Raw genomic sequence first — 16048 nt, 5'->3', positions numbered from 1 at the left:
CGCGTGGGGTGACCGAAATGGAAAACCAAGCAATGTTGCCACTGCTTGGTGTCAATTATAGACAGTCACAGACATTCCTTTAGTGAATTAAACCCAATTCGCGTGCTTCTTCAATCGTCAAACCACTTTCTTTGATCTCTTGAAGCGCTTCGATACGTCTACGAGCGACGGCAGATTTAACGCGTCGGTCAGACCGCGTTTTCGGCGTATCGTCAACGGGTGTCCACTTTTCAGCAATGTTTGAAATGTCGTCATGATTAATCGAATTGATAGACATGATTCATCTCCTCGTTAGGTTGTTTTCTCGAGTTATAGATATCAATACAACACGGCTTAGAAAAGCCGATTAATCGCGAAATGTGAGCTCATAGAAACTCTCACAATAAACCCTATTTACACGATGGATATTCGTTGCCCCCGAGTAAATTTCGCGGTAGGTTTAAGAAATTCGCAGTCGCAAATCTGGGCGTGAGCTCGGACACAGTTTACAACTTTGAATGTGTCGCAATTATGAACCTAGCATGACGATTTGAAGGGACTAAAGTAGAGAATACGTCTAGTCGGTTCCCTTTATTTAGCGTCGAAGGTGTGCGAAATGATTTCAAAGCCGTCTCTTAACAAAGAGCTGTGGCAAGAAGCCGTGTCAAATTGGTATCAATCTCGGAAGCATGATCAAGTAGAAGATCTCTTACCGTTGCTGCAATCTCCTCCCAATGAAATTTGGGGACCTGCCCTCTCGTCTTTCCAACAAAAAGGGTTAACCTGTTGGCTCGATGGTTGTCTGCGTGCTCATCAACATTTTAGCTCAACCGGTCATCCAGACGACTCATACCAATACCTCAATTTTGCCATCGCTAAATTGCAACAAGTTGCCAGTGATTGCGACGTCGACATCGAAATTAAAACTTGGTGCGTGCAGCGTTTGGATCAATTGATCATATTGGCGTTAGAGTTTTGTAGCGAACAAGGGGAAGAGTGGAAGCAGGAACAGTTCGATCAGATAGAAGCGCATGTAAAGTTCATGACACGCTATCCGTACAAGCAAAAAAATGGCGAGGTATGAAACCTCGCCCAAAAATAAACTATGAATGTAATTAATAGCAACCTAAGCAATTACCTGATCAGTGAATGACTTCGATTGGTATTAATGAGCCAACACTTGGGTACAATGAAAAAGGCTGAACTCAACGTCATTTTAAGTTTTGAATTCGACCCAAATGTCAATGTGTCGTCAGTTGCGTGCTAACCCAAGGTAAGACCCCTACCCTGCAATATCTTGTAACGCAATCATCACGCTTTCATCGTAATGACCATCAGCAATATTGCGACACACCTTGCGGCGCACGGCCAACCCACCAATCAGCTTTTCTATGGTCATGTGCTTGTCCTGATTGCTTTGCTGGAATAGGTCTATGACCTCACTAAGCTTATCGTACGAAATAACCTGCTCTCCGGCTTTTAGCCAATCGAGCTTCTCAATCAACTCTAAGCACTCTTGTTCAACTATCGAGGCTGGGTGACCTGTCATAGCGGACAACGCTGTTATACTGCGTTCTAGCGCTTCTGACGAGGTATACTTGGTCAATGTTATCGTGATCTCTTCTGCATTTATCTCGACGAGGTGCTTCTTCAATTTCACACGACGTCCTAAGCGACCCGATTTAGTGGCTTTACGCTTGATCGGTTCAAACTCACCATCGATCACTTCACTTAACTCTTCCAGCTTCTTCTTCGACACAATCTCGTGACGTAATGGGTTTGGAAGTGTTGGTGCCATGTTCCGCTTGCCCTGATTTTTCATCTTAGCGCGAGCGTACTTCAGCACCTCATCGGCGTGGCACTCTATATCAAACTGGTAGTCTTTTAGTTTTAGATCCGACTCAATTGGCGTGATCGTCAAATGATAGCCCCAGAGATTCACCTTGATCATGCTTTCAGTGACTGGGTCTTTTGCGAGACGTTTCAATTCTCTAATCATATCCATAGAGAATCGACGCCATTCAATATTTCGACTGAGTTTTTGGTTCAACTCGCTTAAGGTCATGTTTTCACGATACTTACGAGACAGTCGACTACGGAAGAACGAGTACAGCTGAAAGATCAACGAGTGTTGGCGCAAGATCTCTGGTGGAAACAAAAAGAAATAATCTTTGGTTAGCAGCTCTTCGTAAAACGAAGGCTCCCACACCAATATGTACAGATTGGGTTTGATCTTGATCTCGCCAGTCTGACTTTCAATTGGTGCTTCTTCTGAAGCGGTGATCGTTCTAGCGAGAAAGCGGAATCGATCACTCTTAAAGCCCTCTGGCATATTCTCACTGAGCCATTGCCCAGTAAGCTCGTGCAACTGAAAATCGGTGAATTCAATTCGATCAATACTGTCACGGATAGAATCCCGTGCTGGCCCACTGTCTTTCTTGCCTCGAATCGACAAAATATCGGTGATATACAACGGCGTCTTATTTGGCGGCGTCTTAACATCTATGTGGTATTCATCTTTGTGATGATCGTGATACTGCACTGTCAATGTAAACAAGGCAAATAGCGTCATCAGATCGTCGACAGTCATAATGTTCTTTGACGAGCGTGTTTCAATCACTGCGCGTGTTCCCGAAATTGACACTAGTGATTTCTGATAACTTTTACGAGTCCGCGGTGGCGCCAATGCTTGGTCAATGATACCTGCCCAGTTAGTCGGCGAAACAACAAACTGGTCGGCTTCGTTGCGCATTGAAGGTGGCGTAGGTAAACCATGCTCTGTAAGCAGCTGTTTATTTACGAGGTTTTGTGCGAGGGCCTTAGACTTTTTCTGTTTTTGAGTCTGTTTAGTGGACTCAGTATTCAACACCTGAGTTCCCAACACAGTCACCAGTTTCGACGGGTTGATGAATCGATGCAGCATCGTTTTACCCGCTAGACCTGTCTCAAACCGTACTGGAATTTGTTCGAACAAACCAACGTTTACCGCTGCACGAAGTCGTTGCTGGATTGCTGCTCGAGTCAGTTGCCCTTCCGTCGCATCAATAATTTGGGTTGTCGACACTAGGCCATCGATTGATGTCATACCGTTGAGAGAAATTAAATTCAGTAGTTCAACAATACTTTTAGTCACACCCTTAAAGTGTTGATACTGAGTGATCCAGTCGATAGCTTGGTCATTGATTTCAAATAAATGTCCATCCTTGTGACTGCGAGGTAGCTTGATTAAGATCTTTTCCGGTTTGCTCATTCTATTTGACTGACTTTGTAAAGATGTCATTGTTCCGAGTACTCTAACGGGGATCCACAGATAAATAAAGCACTTATTATTGTTTCTATAATACTGATCTTATTTGATTAACTGATCTATATTGATAAATCTGATCTAATGATCCGGGAGCGAAAATTATCCTAAGTCTTTGTATTTATGAGTGTTAATTTTAAGTGTGGTCGGAAAGATGATCAAGACGCTTTTGAAACGGTGATCAAGCTAACTCCGTAAGCATGATCAATCTTCACGGGAACGATGATCACTGGATTTAGGAGTCATGATCAAGCGGCTTACGAAACAATGATCATGTATACGTCACAGGTTATCCACAGTAGAAGTGTGATCGTTGCCACTTTGCCCCTTGGGACAGCTTGCATGCACCGGTTCGGAACGATGATCAAGACGTTGATAATGCCTCAAACAATTGTGATTGCTGTTTGTTTACACTACCGTCGATAGCCAGCTAGTCTTTATCACCATCGTCGTAGGTAAATGCATCTTTTCTATATAGAAATAGTCAATTCGGAAGCCTGATCAAGAGATGCCAGTGGTTATACTGGAAAAATGAAGATCGGAATACGCTTAATGAAGATCTCGTTTGGATCCTCTCAGCCCCCGCTGTATATAACATTGACCGTAATTTGGCTGGAGATTTACATGCTTCCGTTAATTGTACTCTCTTGATCATCGTTCCGACTGCAATGTTTAAGTGTCTGAGACTGCCCTGCTCTGTAATAGCATAATATTTTCCTTGATCATCGTTTCGGACCTTCGTATTTAGCCCCAAATCGATCCGAAAGCATGATCAAGTATTACCTTGATCATCGTTCCTGCTCTTGTTGGTGTATACGTCCATAGTTACTGAGCACCACGCAACTTGTCTCTGCTTTCTAAGTCAAAGTGACATCGACTGTAATTTATCGTATGTTTATTATGCTTCCGACTTAATTGTACATTGGCTAACTAGTCATACTCTGAGTACCGTTTACAGTGTAAAGTTTAGTGACACCGTAACAGTTTAAATCTGTGTAGATTTGAGCATAATGTTAGTCAAAAAGAGGATGATGTTTTGCTGATATAATGTGCGATTGACCCCATTTGTACCAAATTCATACCTCATATTGATTGAGCTAAAAATCAGTTTTTTGATACTATTGGTAAAAATTTAGAGGTGTGCACCATTTCGTTGTTTGGTTAAAGAAATGCTGTACAATGGATAAAAAGTTAATTGGGCATGTAATATGAAGCGACAACAAACGATAGAAAATTTAGCTCGGCTTGCCGAGCAAACTCAGCAAGTTCAAGCCGATCGTATCGAGATAGTATTAGAAGAGCGCTCAGATGAGCATTTTCCTCCTATGTCCAAAGCGTTAATGGAAACCCGTTCAGGGCTGACGCGCCGAAAACTCGATGATGCAATTTCTAAACTTGAACAAGACGGACACCAGTTTACTAAGAATAATGCTAATCACTATTCAATTTCTCTACAAGAAGCGCATCACCTGATGGATGCTGCTGGCGTACCCAAGTTTCACGAGCGTAAGCAAAGTGTTGGCAATAAGCCATGGGTGGTGAACGTTCAAAATCAAAAGGGCGGTACCGGTAAGTCAATGACTGCTGTACATTTGGCTGCTTGTCTAGCATTAAACTTAGATAAACGTTACAGAATCTGCCTTATTGATTTGGATCCTCAAGGGTCGTTACGTCTGTTTTTAAACCCACAGATCAGCATTAGTGAACACGACAACATCTATTCAGCTGTCGATATTATGCTGGATAACGTTCCTGAGGGGGTCACTGTTGATACCGCATTCTTGCGCAAAAACGTGCTGTTGCCGACTCAGTATCCTAATTTAAAGACCGTTTCAGCTTTCCCGGAAGATGCGATGTTTAATGCTGATGCGTGGCAAAGTCTGACTCAAAGTGACTCACTGGATATCGTTAAGCTACTGAAAGAAAAGCTCATTGATCGAATCGCAGACGACTTTGATATCATCATGATAGACACAGGTCCGCATGTTGATCCATTGGTTTGGAACGCGATGTATGCCTCTAACTCACTGTTGATCCCGTGCGCAGCAAAACGCCTTGATTGGGCTTCTACGGTTAACTTTTTCCAACACCTTCCAACAGTGTACGAAATGTTCCCGGACGATTGGAGTGGCTTAGAATTTGTTAAGTTGCTTCCTACCATGTTTGAAGATGACAATAAGAAACAAGTATCGGTACTGACTGAGATGAATTACTTGCTACAAGACCAAGTGATGATGGCGACCATTCCTCGAAGTCGAGCGTTTGAAACCTGTGCCGACACCTATAGTACGGTGTTCGATCTGACCGCATCGGATTTTGAAGGGGGCAAAAAGACATTAGCCACAGCACAAGATGCAGTGCAGAAAAGCGCATTAGAGCTTGAGCGAGTCTTACACAGCCACTGGCATTCACTAAATCAGGAGTAATTTACGATGGCCATTAAAACATCCGAACTAAATGCCAAATTGTTCGGCAAAGCAAATAAGCGTCGAGTAACCAGTCCTGAACAGGCACAATCTGCTGCTAAGTCGAAAGCTCAGGTGATTGAACTCGCCGTAGCTGGGGAAGCCGCAGTCGAGTTTGAACTGACGACTATTGCAGCCTCTGATATCGAGACTGCAACGGTTGTATTTGACCAAAACGCTCGTGAACAATCGTTTTTAAATGAAACCGCGTTATCGGATATTTTGACCACTCTTAAAGAGCACGGTCAGCAATATCCGGCAGTAGGTCGTCGTACCCCTGAGGGTAAAATAGAAGTCCTTGATGGTAGCCGACGTCGCATGTCGTGCATTTTGGCCAACAAAGATTTCCTGGTCTACGTCGCGGAAAGCATTAATGTAGAACACGCTAAGTTCTTGTCGGACGTGGCCAATGCACACAAGCCATTGTCACTTTACGAAAAAGGCCGCGAAATGCAAGCTAAGCTTGATTCGGGTGAAGTGCAAGATCAAAAAGGATTGGCCGAACTGTTCCAATGCAGTGAAGCATTGGTATCTGGTGCGTTAAAAGCGGCGACTTTGCCGGTTGAGTTATTGCAAGCATACCCTAGCGTCACCGAACTAGGTCGTCCGACAGTCGTAAAACTTCACAAACAATTCTTTGAACTCGCACCATCGCAGCAAAAAAGAATTATTGAGAAAAGCTTAACCGAAGCGATTGTCGATAAGCAGCATGTCGAGCTGTCTAGTTTGACACAAGTGACAAAGGAAGTAACAGAAACGCTTCTCAGCTGGATTGGCGAACACGCGCCTAAATCTGCAGCGAAAGCGAATGTGAAGCAGCAATTGGTTAAAGGCCGTGCAGATTATGTAAGGAAGGGCAATACCCTAACTCTGAACCTAAAATCTGTTGACGAAGAATTGAGTCAAAAGATTCTTGAGTTTGTGCAAAAGACTTTGTCATAGCGGATTAAGCGTTAATTATTAGATATCGAAAGATTGAGGCTGCCTTGCGCAGCCTTTTTTATTGCCATTAGAACAACACTTTTGGAAGGGGTGCTAGTGCAGAATACTTACAACAATCATGACCACTAAGAAAGCTGCGTGTTACACTTATTAAGCTCTCAGGTTAAAGGTATTAATGTGACTCAAATTGCTCAGGAATTGCAACGCATTGTCTCGTTGCATCAGCAAGCCGCAAACAGCGGTCATCGCGCAGTTGTCGTTCTAAAAGGCCCGACAGAGTGGGCGACTGACATAGTTCGCACGTACTATGACTCTATACTCGATTCTCACACCATCGATGCCATTGCCGTTGCTTGGAATACATTACCTTTTCGTCGTCATGTTATGTACAAGCAGGCTCGCACGCTGCTTGGAAGTGAATGTCAGTTTCTTGCAATTAGCTTAGATCACTCGTTTGATGCTAATGGATTTAATGCTGCGATAGGTTGCCTTGCTGGAAACGGTCTATTGGTTTTGTCGATTCAAGATGAACCGTCTTCAAATTCGATGATCTGGCTTAGTGCCGCGTTAGATCGGTTACCTACAATCTTTTTTGACGAAAATAGAACATCTTCGGCTTCTTCAGGAGCTGAAGATTTATTTCCCGAAATACAATTTTCTCGCTATCGCTGTGACACCACAGAGCAACAACGCATTGTTCCCGCTTTAGACAAGGTTGTCACAGGGCACCGCAAACGTCCATTGGTACTAACGGCTGACCGGGGTAGGGGAAAGTCATCAGGAATTGGACTCGCATTGGCCAATCTACTAAAAAAGCAGCGTTGTCGAGTCATCGTTACTGCACCCAGTCGAGCCGCTGTTGAGACACTATTTCAGTACGCTAGAGAAAGCCTTGGAATTTCTGTCTCAGCTACACTTGAATATCAAGATAGCTCGATTCGATTCATCGCGCCTGATGAACTCATTGATACTCAGCCATCTGCCGACCTTGTTATTGTTGATGAAGCATCAGCACTTCCATTACCGATATTGACAGAGATTGCCGAGCACTATCATCGACTGGTGTACTCTTCCACCATCCACGGATATGAAGGGTGCGGGCGAGGGTTTACACTTAAGTTTATGCAATGGTTGGACAACCATCGTAAGGGGTGGCAGCAACTTCACCTAGAGAACCCTATGCGTTGGGCGCCACTCGATCCTCTCGAAAAGTGGCTTAACCAGACATTTTTGTTGTCTGCGGAGTCCGATGCTATAGAGTCGGTTAACAAGCACGAGCTGTGTTTTAGCAACATTGATAAGACACAGTTGCTCATCAATCCTGCGCTTCTTACTTCTTGTGTAGGGCTATTAGTCAACGCTCACTATCAAACTTCTCCAAACGATATATTTAACTTGTTGGACGATGACGCAATATCTCTTAATGTTGCCACTATCCAAGATCGCGTAGTAGGTGTATTGCTCAGTGTGGATGAGGGTGGGGTTAATCAAAATTTGGTGGCTGATGTTCAAAAAGGGCAACGTCGCCCGAAAGGGCATCTTGTCGCGGCTAATCTAGCGAATCACTTAGGCGAACAGCAAGCGCTTACATTACTTAGTTGCCGAGTAATGAGAATTGCTGTACATCCGCGCTGGCAAAAGCATGGGGTAGGGCAGTACTTACTTGAACAGCTTATCGACAGCAAAAGAGGTAAGGTGGATTTCGTTTCTACCAGTTTCGGTGTCACTCAGGATTTGGTGTACTTCTGGGAGCGTTGTGGTTTTCGCTTTGTAAAAATGGGCGTGTCTAAAGATAACAGTAGCGGCACCTACTCAGGAATTTGGTTGTACTCGATGACGCCTATGGACTGGATAGAGCAGGCTATTCGTATTTCTAGGTCTCAGTTTGTTGATCAGTTAAGTCATGAAACAGGGGCTCTTGACAGTGACATAGCGCTTGTCTTGTTGAGTAACTTTAAGCCTCATCAAATACCCAAGAATGACGTACATTTAATGACACTGTTCGGGCAAGGTGGAAACAGCATTGCAAGTGTGCGATCGTCAGTAATTGAAGGACTGCGATGTGATCCTACAGCGTTGCAAACAATTGAGTTTAGAACTTTACTCATTGATGTGTGTATCAAGAACATGAGCACCGAACAGCTGGTTAAGCGTTATCCTGTTACGGGCATTCGACAGATTGAACAAATGCTTCGTGATATCGTTCGTGAATGGATGAATTTACACTGTAAATTGAACTTGGACTCGTAGTGTCGACCCTATAAGTTCTGATTTACAGTGTAAATCGTTAAATTTCTTAACACTTTTGTTTTATTTTTATGACCGCTTGCGCAGCATAAAGTATAGAATTCGGTTAAATTTAGTGTAAAACAACCTTTGAGGAACATCAAATGTGGACACAGTACCTGGTTATCGAGGAGCCTAATTTGATGGCTATCATTGACGATAGTCAGCACAGTGAAGGCAATATTGATATCCAAGGGTTAGCTCATGCGTTGCAAGAAGTCGGAGCAGAATCATTTAAAGTCGATGATGAGGCGGTTAAATCCTTTATTGGGCTGATCCACTCCGGTGATACATTGCAAAGCCAAAAAGTGGTCATCGCAGAACGCGTCGACACCTTAGTTGAGATCGAACTTCAAAATAATGATTTGTTGGCCGTTTTGCATGTTATTGGTGCTTATGGAGGCAAAAGTCTCACACCCGGAATGATCATGGATGCGTTATCAAAAGCCCATGTAACTAAGGGCATTAATAAGCGAGCGTTAAACAAAGCGCTGAATGACGCGAAAAGGTTGAAGCCTGGTGAAAGACTTTCTCAGCCAATAGCAAAGGGTGAATACGCCACCGCAGGAACAGATACTCGCTTTATCTCAATGACCAAAGATTTTCGAACGCGAGTGCTCTCTCCCCAAGTTGATTCCAACAGTAAAACCGGAAAAGTCGACCTGAAAGATTTTGGTGAACAGATCACTGTCTCACCTGGAGATGTGTTAATGAAACGCATTGCAGCAACACCGGGTACGCCTGGCTATACGGTGACAGGAGCCGTTTTAGCGCCCAAACCAGGTAAAGATATTCCATATGGCGAGTTTGCGGGCAGTCGTCTCTCGAAGAAAGACCCCGCGTACATGATTGCGGCCCGAAATGGCTTACCTAAAGTCCGTGATAATGGTGTCGATGTAGACGATGCATTACTACTCTCTTCTGTGTCGGTTGCAACGGGTCACATTGGGTTTAAAGGGGATGTAGTTGTCGAAGGCAATATAGAGCCAGGTATGGTGGTGAAAGCCACTGGCGACGTTAAGGTGACAGGGTTTATTGAATCGGCAACGGTTCAGGCTCACGGTACGGTCACTGCTGCAAAAGGAATAATAGGACAGGTTTCAGGGAATGAGTCCAATTGCCAAGTGACCGCTAAACAAGGCGTTGTGGCCGGCTACGCATTGAATGCCCAGATTAAAAGCGGGAAAAACATCGAGCTAGGTCTACATTGCATTAACTCGTTATTGACCGCTAAAGGTGACATTACGGTGCTCAACCAATCAAGAAACCGCGGCTTATTAAGCGGTGGAGTGGTCAATGTGGGTGGGAAACTGTTGTGCTCGCAGCTGGGCAGCGAAGGCGATGCTGCAACAGAAGTCTACATGTTTGGTGCATTCAAACAGCACCTTATCGATCTGGCTGAAGCAAAAAAGGCGTACACCCTGGCTCAAGAAAAAACCATGGACGTGGTGCGTAAAGAAATTGAACTTAAGAAAAAGCCCAAAACAGAGCGAACCGAGGAAGAAGTTCAAGCTCTTGATGAGTTTAGAGAGCAGTCCCAACGTAACCTAGAAGTCGCTAAAAGGCGTAAAGAGAAACTAGAAGATACCCTTAACGATCATCTAGAAAACTGCACCGTTGAAGTTTTGAAAAAGGTCTATACTCATGTCAGCATCCACTACGGTGAAGAGGTGGTGACCACTCGCAGTGAACACGATTACAGTTTGTTTTCATTCGATAAATACCACATCGATCGCCAAAGTATAAAGCCTGAATAGTGACTCACTAAAGCTACAGATTAGGAACGATTCGTATGTGTGGACGACTCAACATCATAGCCGACCCTCTAGCGCAATTAGTGTCTGAAGCATTAGGTATTGAGTTTTGGACAACCACTAATAATGACGTTAGACCAACACAGCCGCTCTCTGTTGTATCTGCTTCATTAAATCATCGCTTGGAGCACACGGCCTTAGGGTGGGGAGTCCAACCTGCATGGTCGTCCAAGTTATTGATAAATGCTAAAAGCGAAACTGTCGCCAGTAAATCAACGTTTAAGTATGGGTTCGCCCACTCACCGGTGGTTGTTCCTTGCAGTGGATGGTACGAGTGGTCGACGCAACAAGGAGCAAAGCAAAAGTTTTTGTTTGAGGGGCAAAGCCCTGTTCTTTATATGGCAGCTATTGTTGTAGACGGGAATGTAGTCACCTTAACTCGCTCACCGACCGAGCAATGCAGTCATTACCATCACCGTATGCCTCTCATTCTTCATCAAGACCAAATATCGCCTTGGGTACTAGGCACTATTGACGAGCGAGCAGATTTGCTTAATGTGCTACCAGATGAAGATTTCATCATTTCAAATACCGAAGCGCCAGCCAATCCAAGTGCACAAATGTCACTGTTTTAGAACGAAATCTAATATCTATGCTTTACCATGCTCTCGAATATTTGCCTTTACAGTGTAAATTCGAGTCTCAAGCGCGATTTATGGTTTTGCAGCGTTACTATAGTGTGCAGTCTACAGGCGAGTGAGTTGCAGAAATTTGCAGCCTGTGGGGGCAAGGAGGTTGGGTATCGCAGGGAAAAGAGGGCGTATTGATAGCCCTCTCTATCAATAGATTTCTATTTTAACTGATGAAATAGAGCATCTTTTAGGTCTGCTCGTTGAGCCTTTAGGCGGTGCATTTCGATGTCATCGATAGGAGAGTCTCTTAATTCCAAGGTGCGAATTTCTTTATCTAGCGCGTTGTAAGCTTTGGTGTCTTCAGCAAACTTGCTGTCACTGTTGAGCAAGGTTTGAATCTGATCTTTGTACTCGGGGAAGTCGTGCAAAAGGGAGTGATTTTCTCCTAACATAGTGCGTAGCCTCTTATTTAATTGAAGTCGTTTGGGAACCCAATTTAAGCGTAGGTAGTCTTTGTCAAAAAGCAAAATTTACACCCAAAATCTGAGACTAATTACTGCCTATAAAAAAGCCCCTCTGCATCAAATCAAGAGGGGCTTAATGTAGCTATAGCTTGGCAGTTATTCTAACCGACGTTAACTGCTACCTTTGACTTTGCCTTGTTGTAGGTCTTTTAGTACTTGCTCTTTAGGGCCGTCAGCGATAATAGCGCCTTTCTCCATAACAATAAGCCGATCAACAACGTCTAGCATGCTGGTTTTGTGGGTGATCAATAACAGTGTTTCATCGTCTTTAAGCTGGCGCAGTTGCGTCTTAATGTGCATCTCAGAGCGATTGTCCATGGCGCTGGTTGGCTCATCCATGATCAGTACCGGAGGACGACCAAGCAATGCGCGAGCAATAGCAACAGATTGTCTTTGGCCTCCAGAGAGCATTTGACCGCTTTCTCCTACTTGTCTTTCTAGTCCCGCAGGATCCTGCTGAGTAAATGCGGTAACACCGGCGCGTTGCGCAGCTTCCATCACTTCACGGTCATCCACGATGGTTTGTCCCAAGGTGATGTTGTCACGAATGCTGCCAAAGAACAGTTGAGTGTCTTGAGGGACGCAACCAATATTTCGGCGTAGGTCGACATGGTGTAGCTGGGAGATGTCTGTGTCGTCAATTCGAATGTATCCTTGAGTCGGTAGATACAATCCCATAATCAGGCGCTCTAGAGTGGTCTTGCCCGATCCAATACGCCCAATCACCGCGACCTTTTCCCCTTGTTTGATGCGCAATGATAGGTTTCGGATTGAGGGCATCGGTGCTTCTGGGTAGTTAAACGTCACATTCTCAAGTTCAATGTTACCTTGCAGTACAGGACGGTGAATGTATCGCTGACCTTCTACTTGTTCATCGGGCGTTTGCATAATCTGCTCAATGATGGTCATGGCAGACTTGGCTTGGTTGTAACGTGTTGAGAGCACGGCGATTTGAATCATTGGGCCAATGGCTCGGCTGCTAAGCATTGTCGCGGCAATCAAACCACCCATGCTCAACTCGCCTTCCGAAATCAGATACACACCCACAATGATCATTCCAACGCTACAAAGCTGCTGAACCAAAGAGGCGCTATTTTGAATAGAGTCCGTTAAGCGACGAGATTTAATGGCCCAGTTGGACATGTGTGCGACGGCTTCTTCCCAGCGATACTGGAAGTGACTTTGTGCATTAAACAACTTAACCGACTCAAGCCCAACAAGGCTTTCTACTAGGTTTGCGTATTTCTGCGACGATAGCCTCGACCCTTCCTCAATACTGCGCCTCAGCGGCCCCTGAATAATCAAAGAGTGGATTAATAGAAGCACAATACCAATGATCGGAACAATCACTACAGGACCAGCGACAAGCCAAATTACAACCAAGAATAAAATGGCGAAAGGAAGGTCTATCAGAGATGAAATGGTTGCCGAGGTAAAAAACTCCCGAATGGACTCGAACTCTTGCAAATGTTTGGCAAAGGCGCCCGTTGAAGCCGGCTTAGCTTCCATTCTCATTCCCAGTACTTTCTCGTACAGTTTGGATGAGATGAGTACATCCGACTTTTTCCCGGCGACATCAATAAAATAAGCGCGTAGAGATTTAAGTGCGAAGTCAAACAAGAACACCACCAGCACCCCTGACGAGAGGACCCACAACGTATCAAACGCAAGGTTAGGGACGACTTTGTCATACACCAATCGAGTAAACATGGGGGTGGCTAACGCAAACAAGTTGATGAGTATCGTTGCGATCAATACATCACGATAAATGTGCTTGGATTGAAATAGCGTCCCCCAGAACCAGTGCCCCTCTTTGGGTTTCAATACCTCTGGCGAGCGCTGATCAAACTGAAATTGTTTTTTAAGCAAAAACAGTCGGCCGATGTATTGCTGCTCGAGTTCACTAAGAGGTTGAGAAATTGGCACGTTATGAGAGTCGGGAGTGACAACTTCGGCTTGTTGAGACTCGATATCAACGCTCAGCAAGACACAAGCTTGGCCAGATTCCAGCAGTAATACTGCGGGTAAGCTAATATTCGACACATCGGCTAGAGATTTTTTATGCTCTTTGGCGAGCAGACCAGCGCGGCTGGCAGCACGAGTGAATAAAAATGGGGTGAGCTGCCCATCGGAAAGAGGCAAGCCGTTAATCAGTGCCTCGGGAGAATTTGAAAGCCCATAGTAGCGGCTCACATAGATAAGAGAGTGAAGCAATGCATCTTGCATAAGTAATCTAACCGCTTATTGATTAACAATGAAACCTTGGAACACATCCACATAGTGTTCCAACAAAAAGTCGAGCTGATCTTGAGTCTCGACTCGCGACGCAATGGTCTTAATACCCAAGTTTTGCGCAGTACGGGCCACCGAGGTTAACGTGAATTTTTGCTGTTCGTCTTCCAATTGGTGCGTGTACAAGTAGTCCAACTTCACGTAATTAGGGTTGGCCTGTTTGATGTATTCCAAACTGTGGAAACGACGGCCGTAGTGGTCGATACCAAACAGCGCACCTTGATGTTCAATCGCCTGACAAAGGAGCGCAGTGTGATGTTGATTGTCGATAAAGCTGCTTTCTGGGATCTCAAAGTGCAGCATTGAGCAGATGGATGAGTGTTTGGCTAACGTGTCATTCAACCAGCGAATAAAGCTAGGTTGCTCAATAGTGCTTGGGGTAAGGTTGATTGCGATTGGTGTGGTAATTTCTTTGGACTCGAGTTTTTCTATCATCGAGGCAATCACGTATTCATCAAACAGTGCTCCGGATTTGAGTTGGTCTAGAGCAAACAGGAATTGATTCGCACCTGCTCGCTCACCATTGATTTCAATAGCGGAAAGGACTTCTTGGTGATAAATATTGCCTTGCGCATCTTTAGCCGCTTGAAAGCGAAAGGCGACGCTGTCATTGGTGATCGCTTCTTGCACCGCCGTTAACCATTGCTGCTTGCCCAAACTGGTGTGCTGCTGCTTGCTGCCAACGAAACCAAAGTTAATTTCTGGCTGAGAGAGCGCCAGTGACAATGCGTTGTCGAGCTGCGACAATATTGCGCCTTTATCGCTTGGACCATCGTTAAACAATACCCCGGCGAATAAATCTTTCTCTGCTGTACCGAGAGGATCAGGTCGCAGGTTAGTGGCGTAGCTGTACAAGTTATCAAAAATATCTTTCAGCTCTTGCTCGCCAACATTAGGGATAATAAATGCGAATTCATCGACGTTGAGTCGAGCTATAACGGTATCTTGTGTTGGACGGGTTGCTTCAAAATGCTCGCCCATATTGCTGACTAACTTATCGGCCTGTTCGTAATTGAGTTCGTCGTAAGCGATTTTTATGAAAGGTGCTTTGATAAGTGCTAATCCACCAGTGGCACTTTCTTCTAACCATTGGGTAACTTGCCCCATATAGAAACTACGGTTACCAAGTTTAGATACAGGATCCATGTAGGCTTGTTGTCTTAGGGCTTCCGCTTCGTTGGCTTGTTGAATAAAGCTGGCTTCAACTTGTTTTGCCATCGAGTTAATGCCCGCCACAACAGGGATTAACTCTTTAGTGTTTGGCAGAGGAAGAGGTTCGCCAAACTGTTTGTTTGCCACTTGGCGCATTTTGGTCGAAATGGCGTTGAGTGGGGTGAGTGCTTTACGCACCAATACAGAAATTGCAAACACCCCAAACAGCAGCGTCGAAATAAACAGCAGTCCAAGATTGTTTACGGTTTTCCATAGCTGAGCATAGGCTTGACCTGGGTGAGAGATAATTTCGACTTCAGCCAACTGCATCCAGCCACTGGTGACGATACGTTTATCGTGTTGTGGATAGAACAGACCAAGGTCGACAAACCATTTTGGGGTATGGCTTGCGGTGATGGGGTAAGAGCGAACAATCTCGTGACCATCATCTAAAAACACCAACCGAACCACCGAATACGAGCTGCCATCAAACAGTGCGTTTATGACCGACTCAGCGGCAACATGATCGTTATCCTGTAAATAGGGTGCGAGAGCCAACCCTACAGTATTAATCGTGTTGTGCACTTCAGAGCGCTGCTGCTCAATCAGGTAATTCTGTGTCGATCGAAACTCAATGGTAAATACCGCGCTCAGTAGCAGGGTAAGGACCAAAATCATTCCAATCACCAGTTGTCGAGATAGTGTCATAATCGTTACT

11 protein-coding genes are annotated in these 16048 nt (G+C 44.7%); 6 read left to right on the top strand and 5 right to left on the bottom strand.

Annotated elements, in window-relative coordinates:
* Positions 1-79: 79 nt before the first annotated feature.
* The gene (locus ST37_RS17710; protein WP_084888876.1) at positions 80-277 is read right to left on the bottom strand and encodes a hypothetical protein; all 198 of its coding nucleotides are present in this window, start codon (positions 275-277) and stop codon (positions 80-82) included.
* 318 nt (positions 278-595) lie between these two features.
* Between ST37_RS17710 and ST37_RS17705 the strand changes: the two genes are divergently transcribed.
* The gene (locus tag ST37_RS17705) at positions 596-1063 is read left to right on the top strand and encodes a hypothetical protein (RefSeq protein ID WP_084888875.1); all 468 of its coding nucleotides are present in this window, start codon (positions 596-598) and stop codon (positions 1061-1063) included.
* A gap of 198 nt (positions 1064-1261) precedes the next feature.
* Here ST37_RS17705 and ST37_RS17700 read toward each other — a convergent pair whose 3' ends face one another.
* Complete coding sequence (locus ST37_RS17700; protein WP_084888874.1) at positions 1262-3229, bottom strand: replication initiator protein RctB domain-containing protein; 1968 nt, start codon at positions 3227-3229, stop codon at positions 1262-1264.
* A 1262-nt stretch (positions 3230-4491) separates the two neighbouring features.
* Between ST37_RS17700 and ST37_RS17695 the strand changes: the two genes are divergently transcribed.
* From ST37_RS17695 to ST37_RS17675, 5 genes are all read left to right on the top strand, one after another.
* Positions 4492-5709: a ParA family protein gene (locus tag ST37_RS17695; RefSeq protein WP_084888873.1), complete on the top strand. Its 1218-nt coding sequence runs from the start codon at positions 4492-4494 to the stop codon at positions 5707-5709.
* Between the two features lie 6 nt (positions 5710-5715).
* Complete coding sequence (locus ST37_RS17690) at positions 5716-6690, top strand: ParB/RepB/Spo0J family partition protein (RefSeq protein WP_084888872.1); 975 nt, start codon at positions 5716-5718, stop codon at positions 6688-6690.
* A gap of 138 nt (positions 6691-6828) precedes the next feature.
* Complete coding sequence (locus ST37_RS17685; RefSeq protein WP_084888871.1) at positions 6829-8940, top strand: GNAT family N-acetyltransferase; 2112 nt, start codon at positions 6829-6831, stop codon at positions 8938-8940.
* Between the two features lie 140 nt (positions 8941-9080).
* Positions 9081-10733, top strand: coding sequence for a FapA family protein (locus tag ST37_RS17680; RefSeq protein WP_084888870.1), 1653 nt, complete (start codon positions 9081-9083; stop codon positions 10731-10733).
* A gap of 35 nt (positions 10734-10768) precedes the next feature.
* The gene (locus ST37_RS17675) at positions 10769-11365 is read left to right on the top strand and encodes an SOS response-associated peptidase family protein (RefSeq protein WP_084888869.1); all 597 of its coding nucleotides are present in this window, start codon (positions 10769-10771) and stop codon (positions 11363-11365) included.
* Between the two features lie 215 nt (positions 11366-11580).
* Here ST37_RS17675 and ST37_RS17670 read toward each other — a convergent pair whose 3' ends face one another.
* The 3 genes from ST37_RS17670 to ST37_RS17660 form a co-directional block, all read right to left on the bottom strand.
* Positions 11581-11814, bottom strand: a complete 234-nt coding sequence (locus ST37_RS17670) for a YdcH family protein (RefSeq protein WP_084888868.1) — start codon at positions 11812-11814, stop codon at positions 11581-11583.
* A 183-nt stretch (positions 11815-11997) separates the two neighbouring features.
* Positions 11998-14112: a type I secretion system permease/ATPase gene (locus ST37_RS17665; RefSeq protein ID WP_084888867.1), complete on the bottom strand. Its 2115-nt coding sequence runs from the start codon at positions 14110-14112 to the stop codon at positions 11998-12000.
* A 15-nt stretch (positions 14113-14127) separates the two neighbouring features.
* On the bottom strand, positions 14128-16038 hold the full coding sequence (locus ST37_RS17660) for an EAL domain-containing protein (RefSeq protein ID WP_084888866.1): 1911 nt from the start codon (positions 16036-16038) through the stop codon (positions 14128-14130).
* Positions 16039-16048: the final 10 nt, after the last annotated feature.

Source organism: Vibrio sp. qd031 (assembly GCF_002100145.1).
Classification (GTDB): domain Bacteria; phylum Pseudomonadota; class Gammaproteobacteria; order Enterobacterales; family Vibrionaceae; genus Vibrio.
Note: the sequence above shows the minus strand (reverse complement) of the source record. Positions and strands in the feature narration are given on the sequence as shown.

Bases quoted from the DNA above. Each gene is read 5' to 3' on its own strand.
- ST37_RS17700 (WP_084888874.1), bottom strand. From the start codon at position 3,229: ATGAGCAAACCGGAAAAGATCTTAATCAAGCTACCTCGCAGTCACAAG.
- ST37_RS17680 (WP_084888870.1), top strand. From the start codon at position 9,081: ATGTGGACACAGTACCTGGTTATCGAGGAGCCTAATTTGATGGCTATC.
- ST37_RS17670 (WP_084888868.1), bottom strand. From the start codon at position 11,814: ATGTTAGGAGAAAATCACTCCCTTTTGCACGACTTCCCCGAGTACAAA.
- ST37_RS17665 (WP_084888867.1), bottom strand. From the start codon at position 14,112: ATGCAAGATGCATTGCTTCACTCTCTTATCTATGTGAGCCGCTACTAT.
- ST37_RS17705 (WP_084888875.1), top strand. From the start codon at position 596: ATGATTTCAAAGCCGTCTCTTAACAAAGAGCTGTGGCAAGAAGCCGTG.
- ST37_RS17710 (WP_084888876.1), bottom strand. From the start codon at position 277: ATGTCTATCAATTCGATTAATCATGACGACATTTCAAACATTGCTGAA.
- ST37_RS17695 (WP_084888873.1), top strand. From the start codon at position 4,492: ATGAAGCGACAACAAACGATAGAAAATTTAGCTCGGCTTGCCGAGCAA.
- ST37_RS17660 (WP_084888866.1), bottom strand. From the start codon at position 16,038: ATGACACTATCTCGACAACTGGTGATTGGAATGATTTTGGTCCTTACC.
- ST37_RS17675 (WP_084888869.1), top strand. From the start codon at position 10,769: ATGTGTGGACGACTCAACATCATAGCCGACCCTCTAGCGCAATTAGTG.
- ST37_RS17690 (WP_084888872.1), top strand. From the start codon at position 5,716: ATGGCCATTAAAACATCCGAACTAAATGCCAAATTGTTCGGCAAAGCA.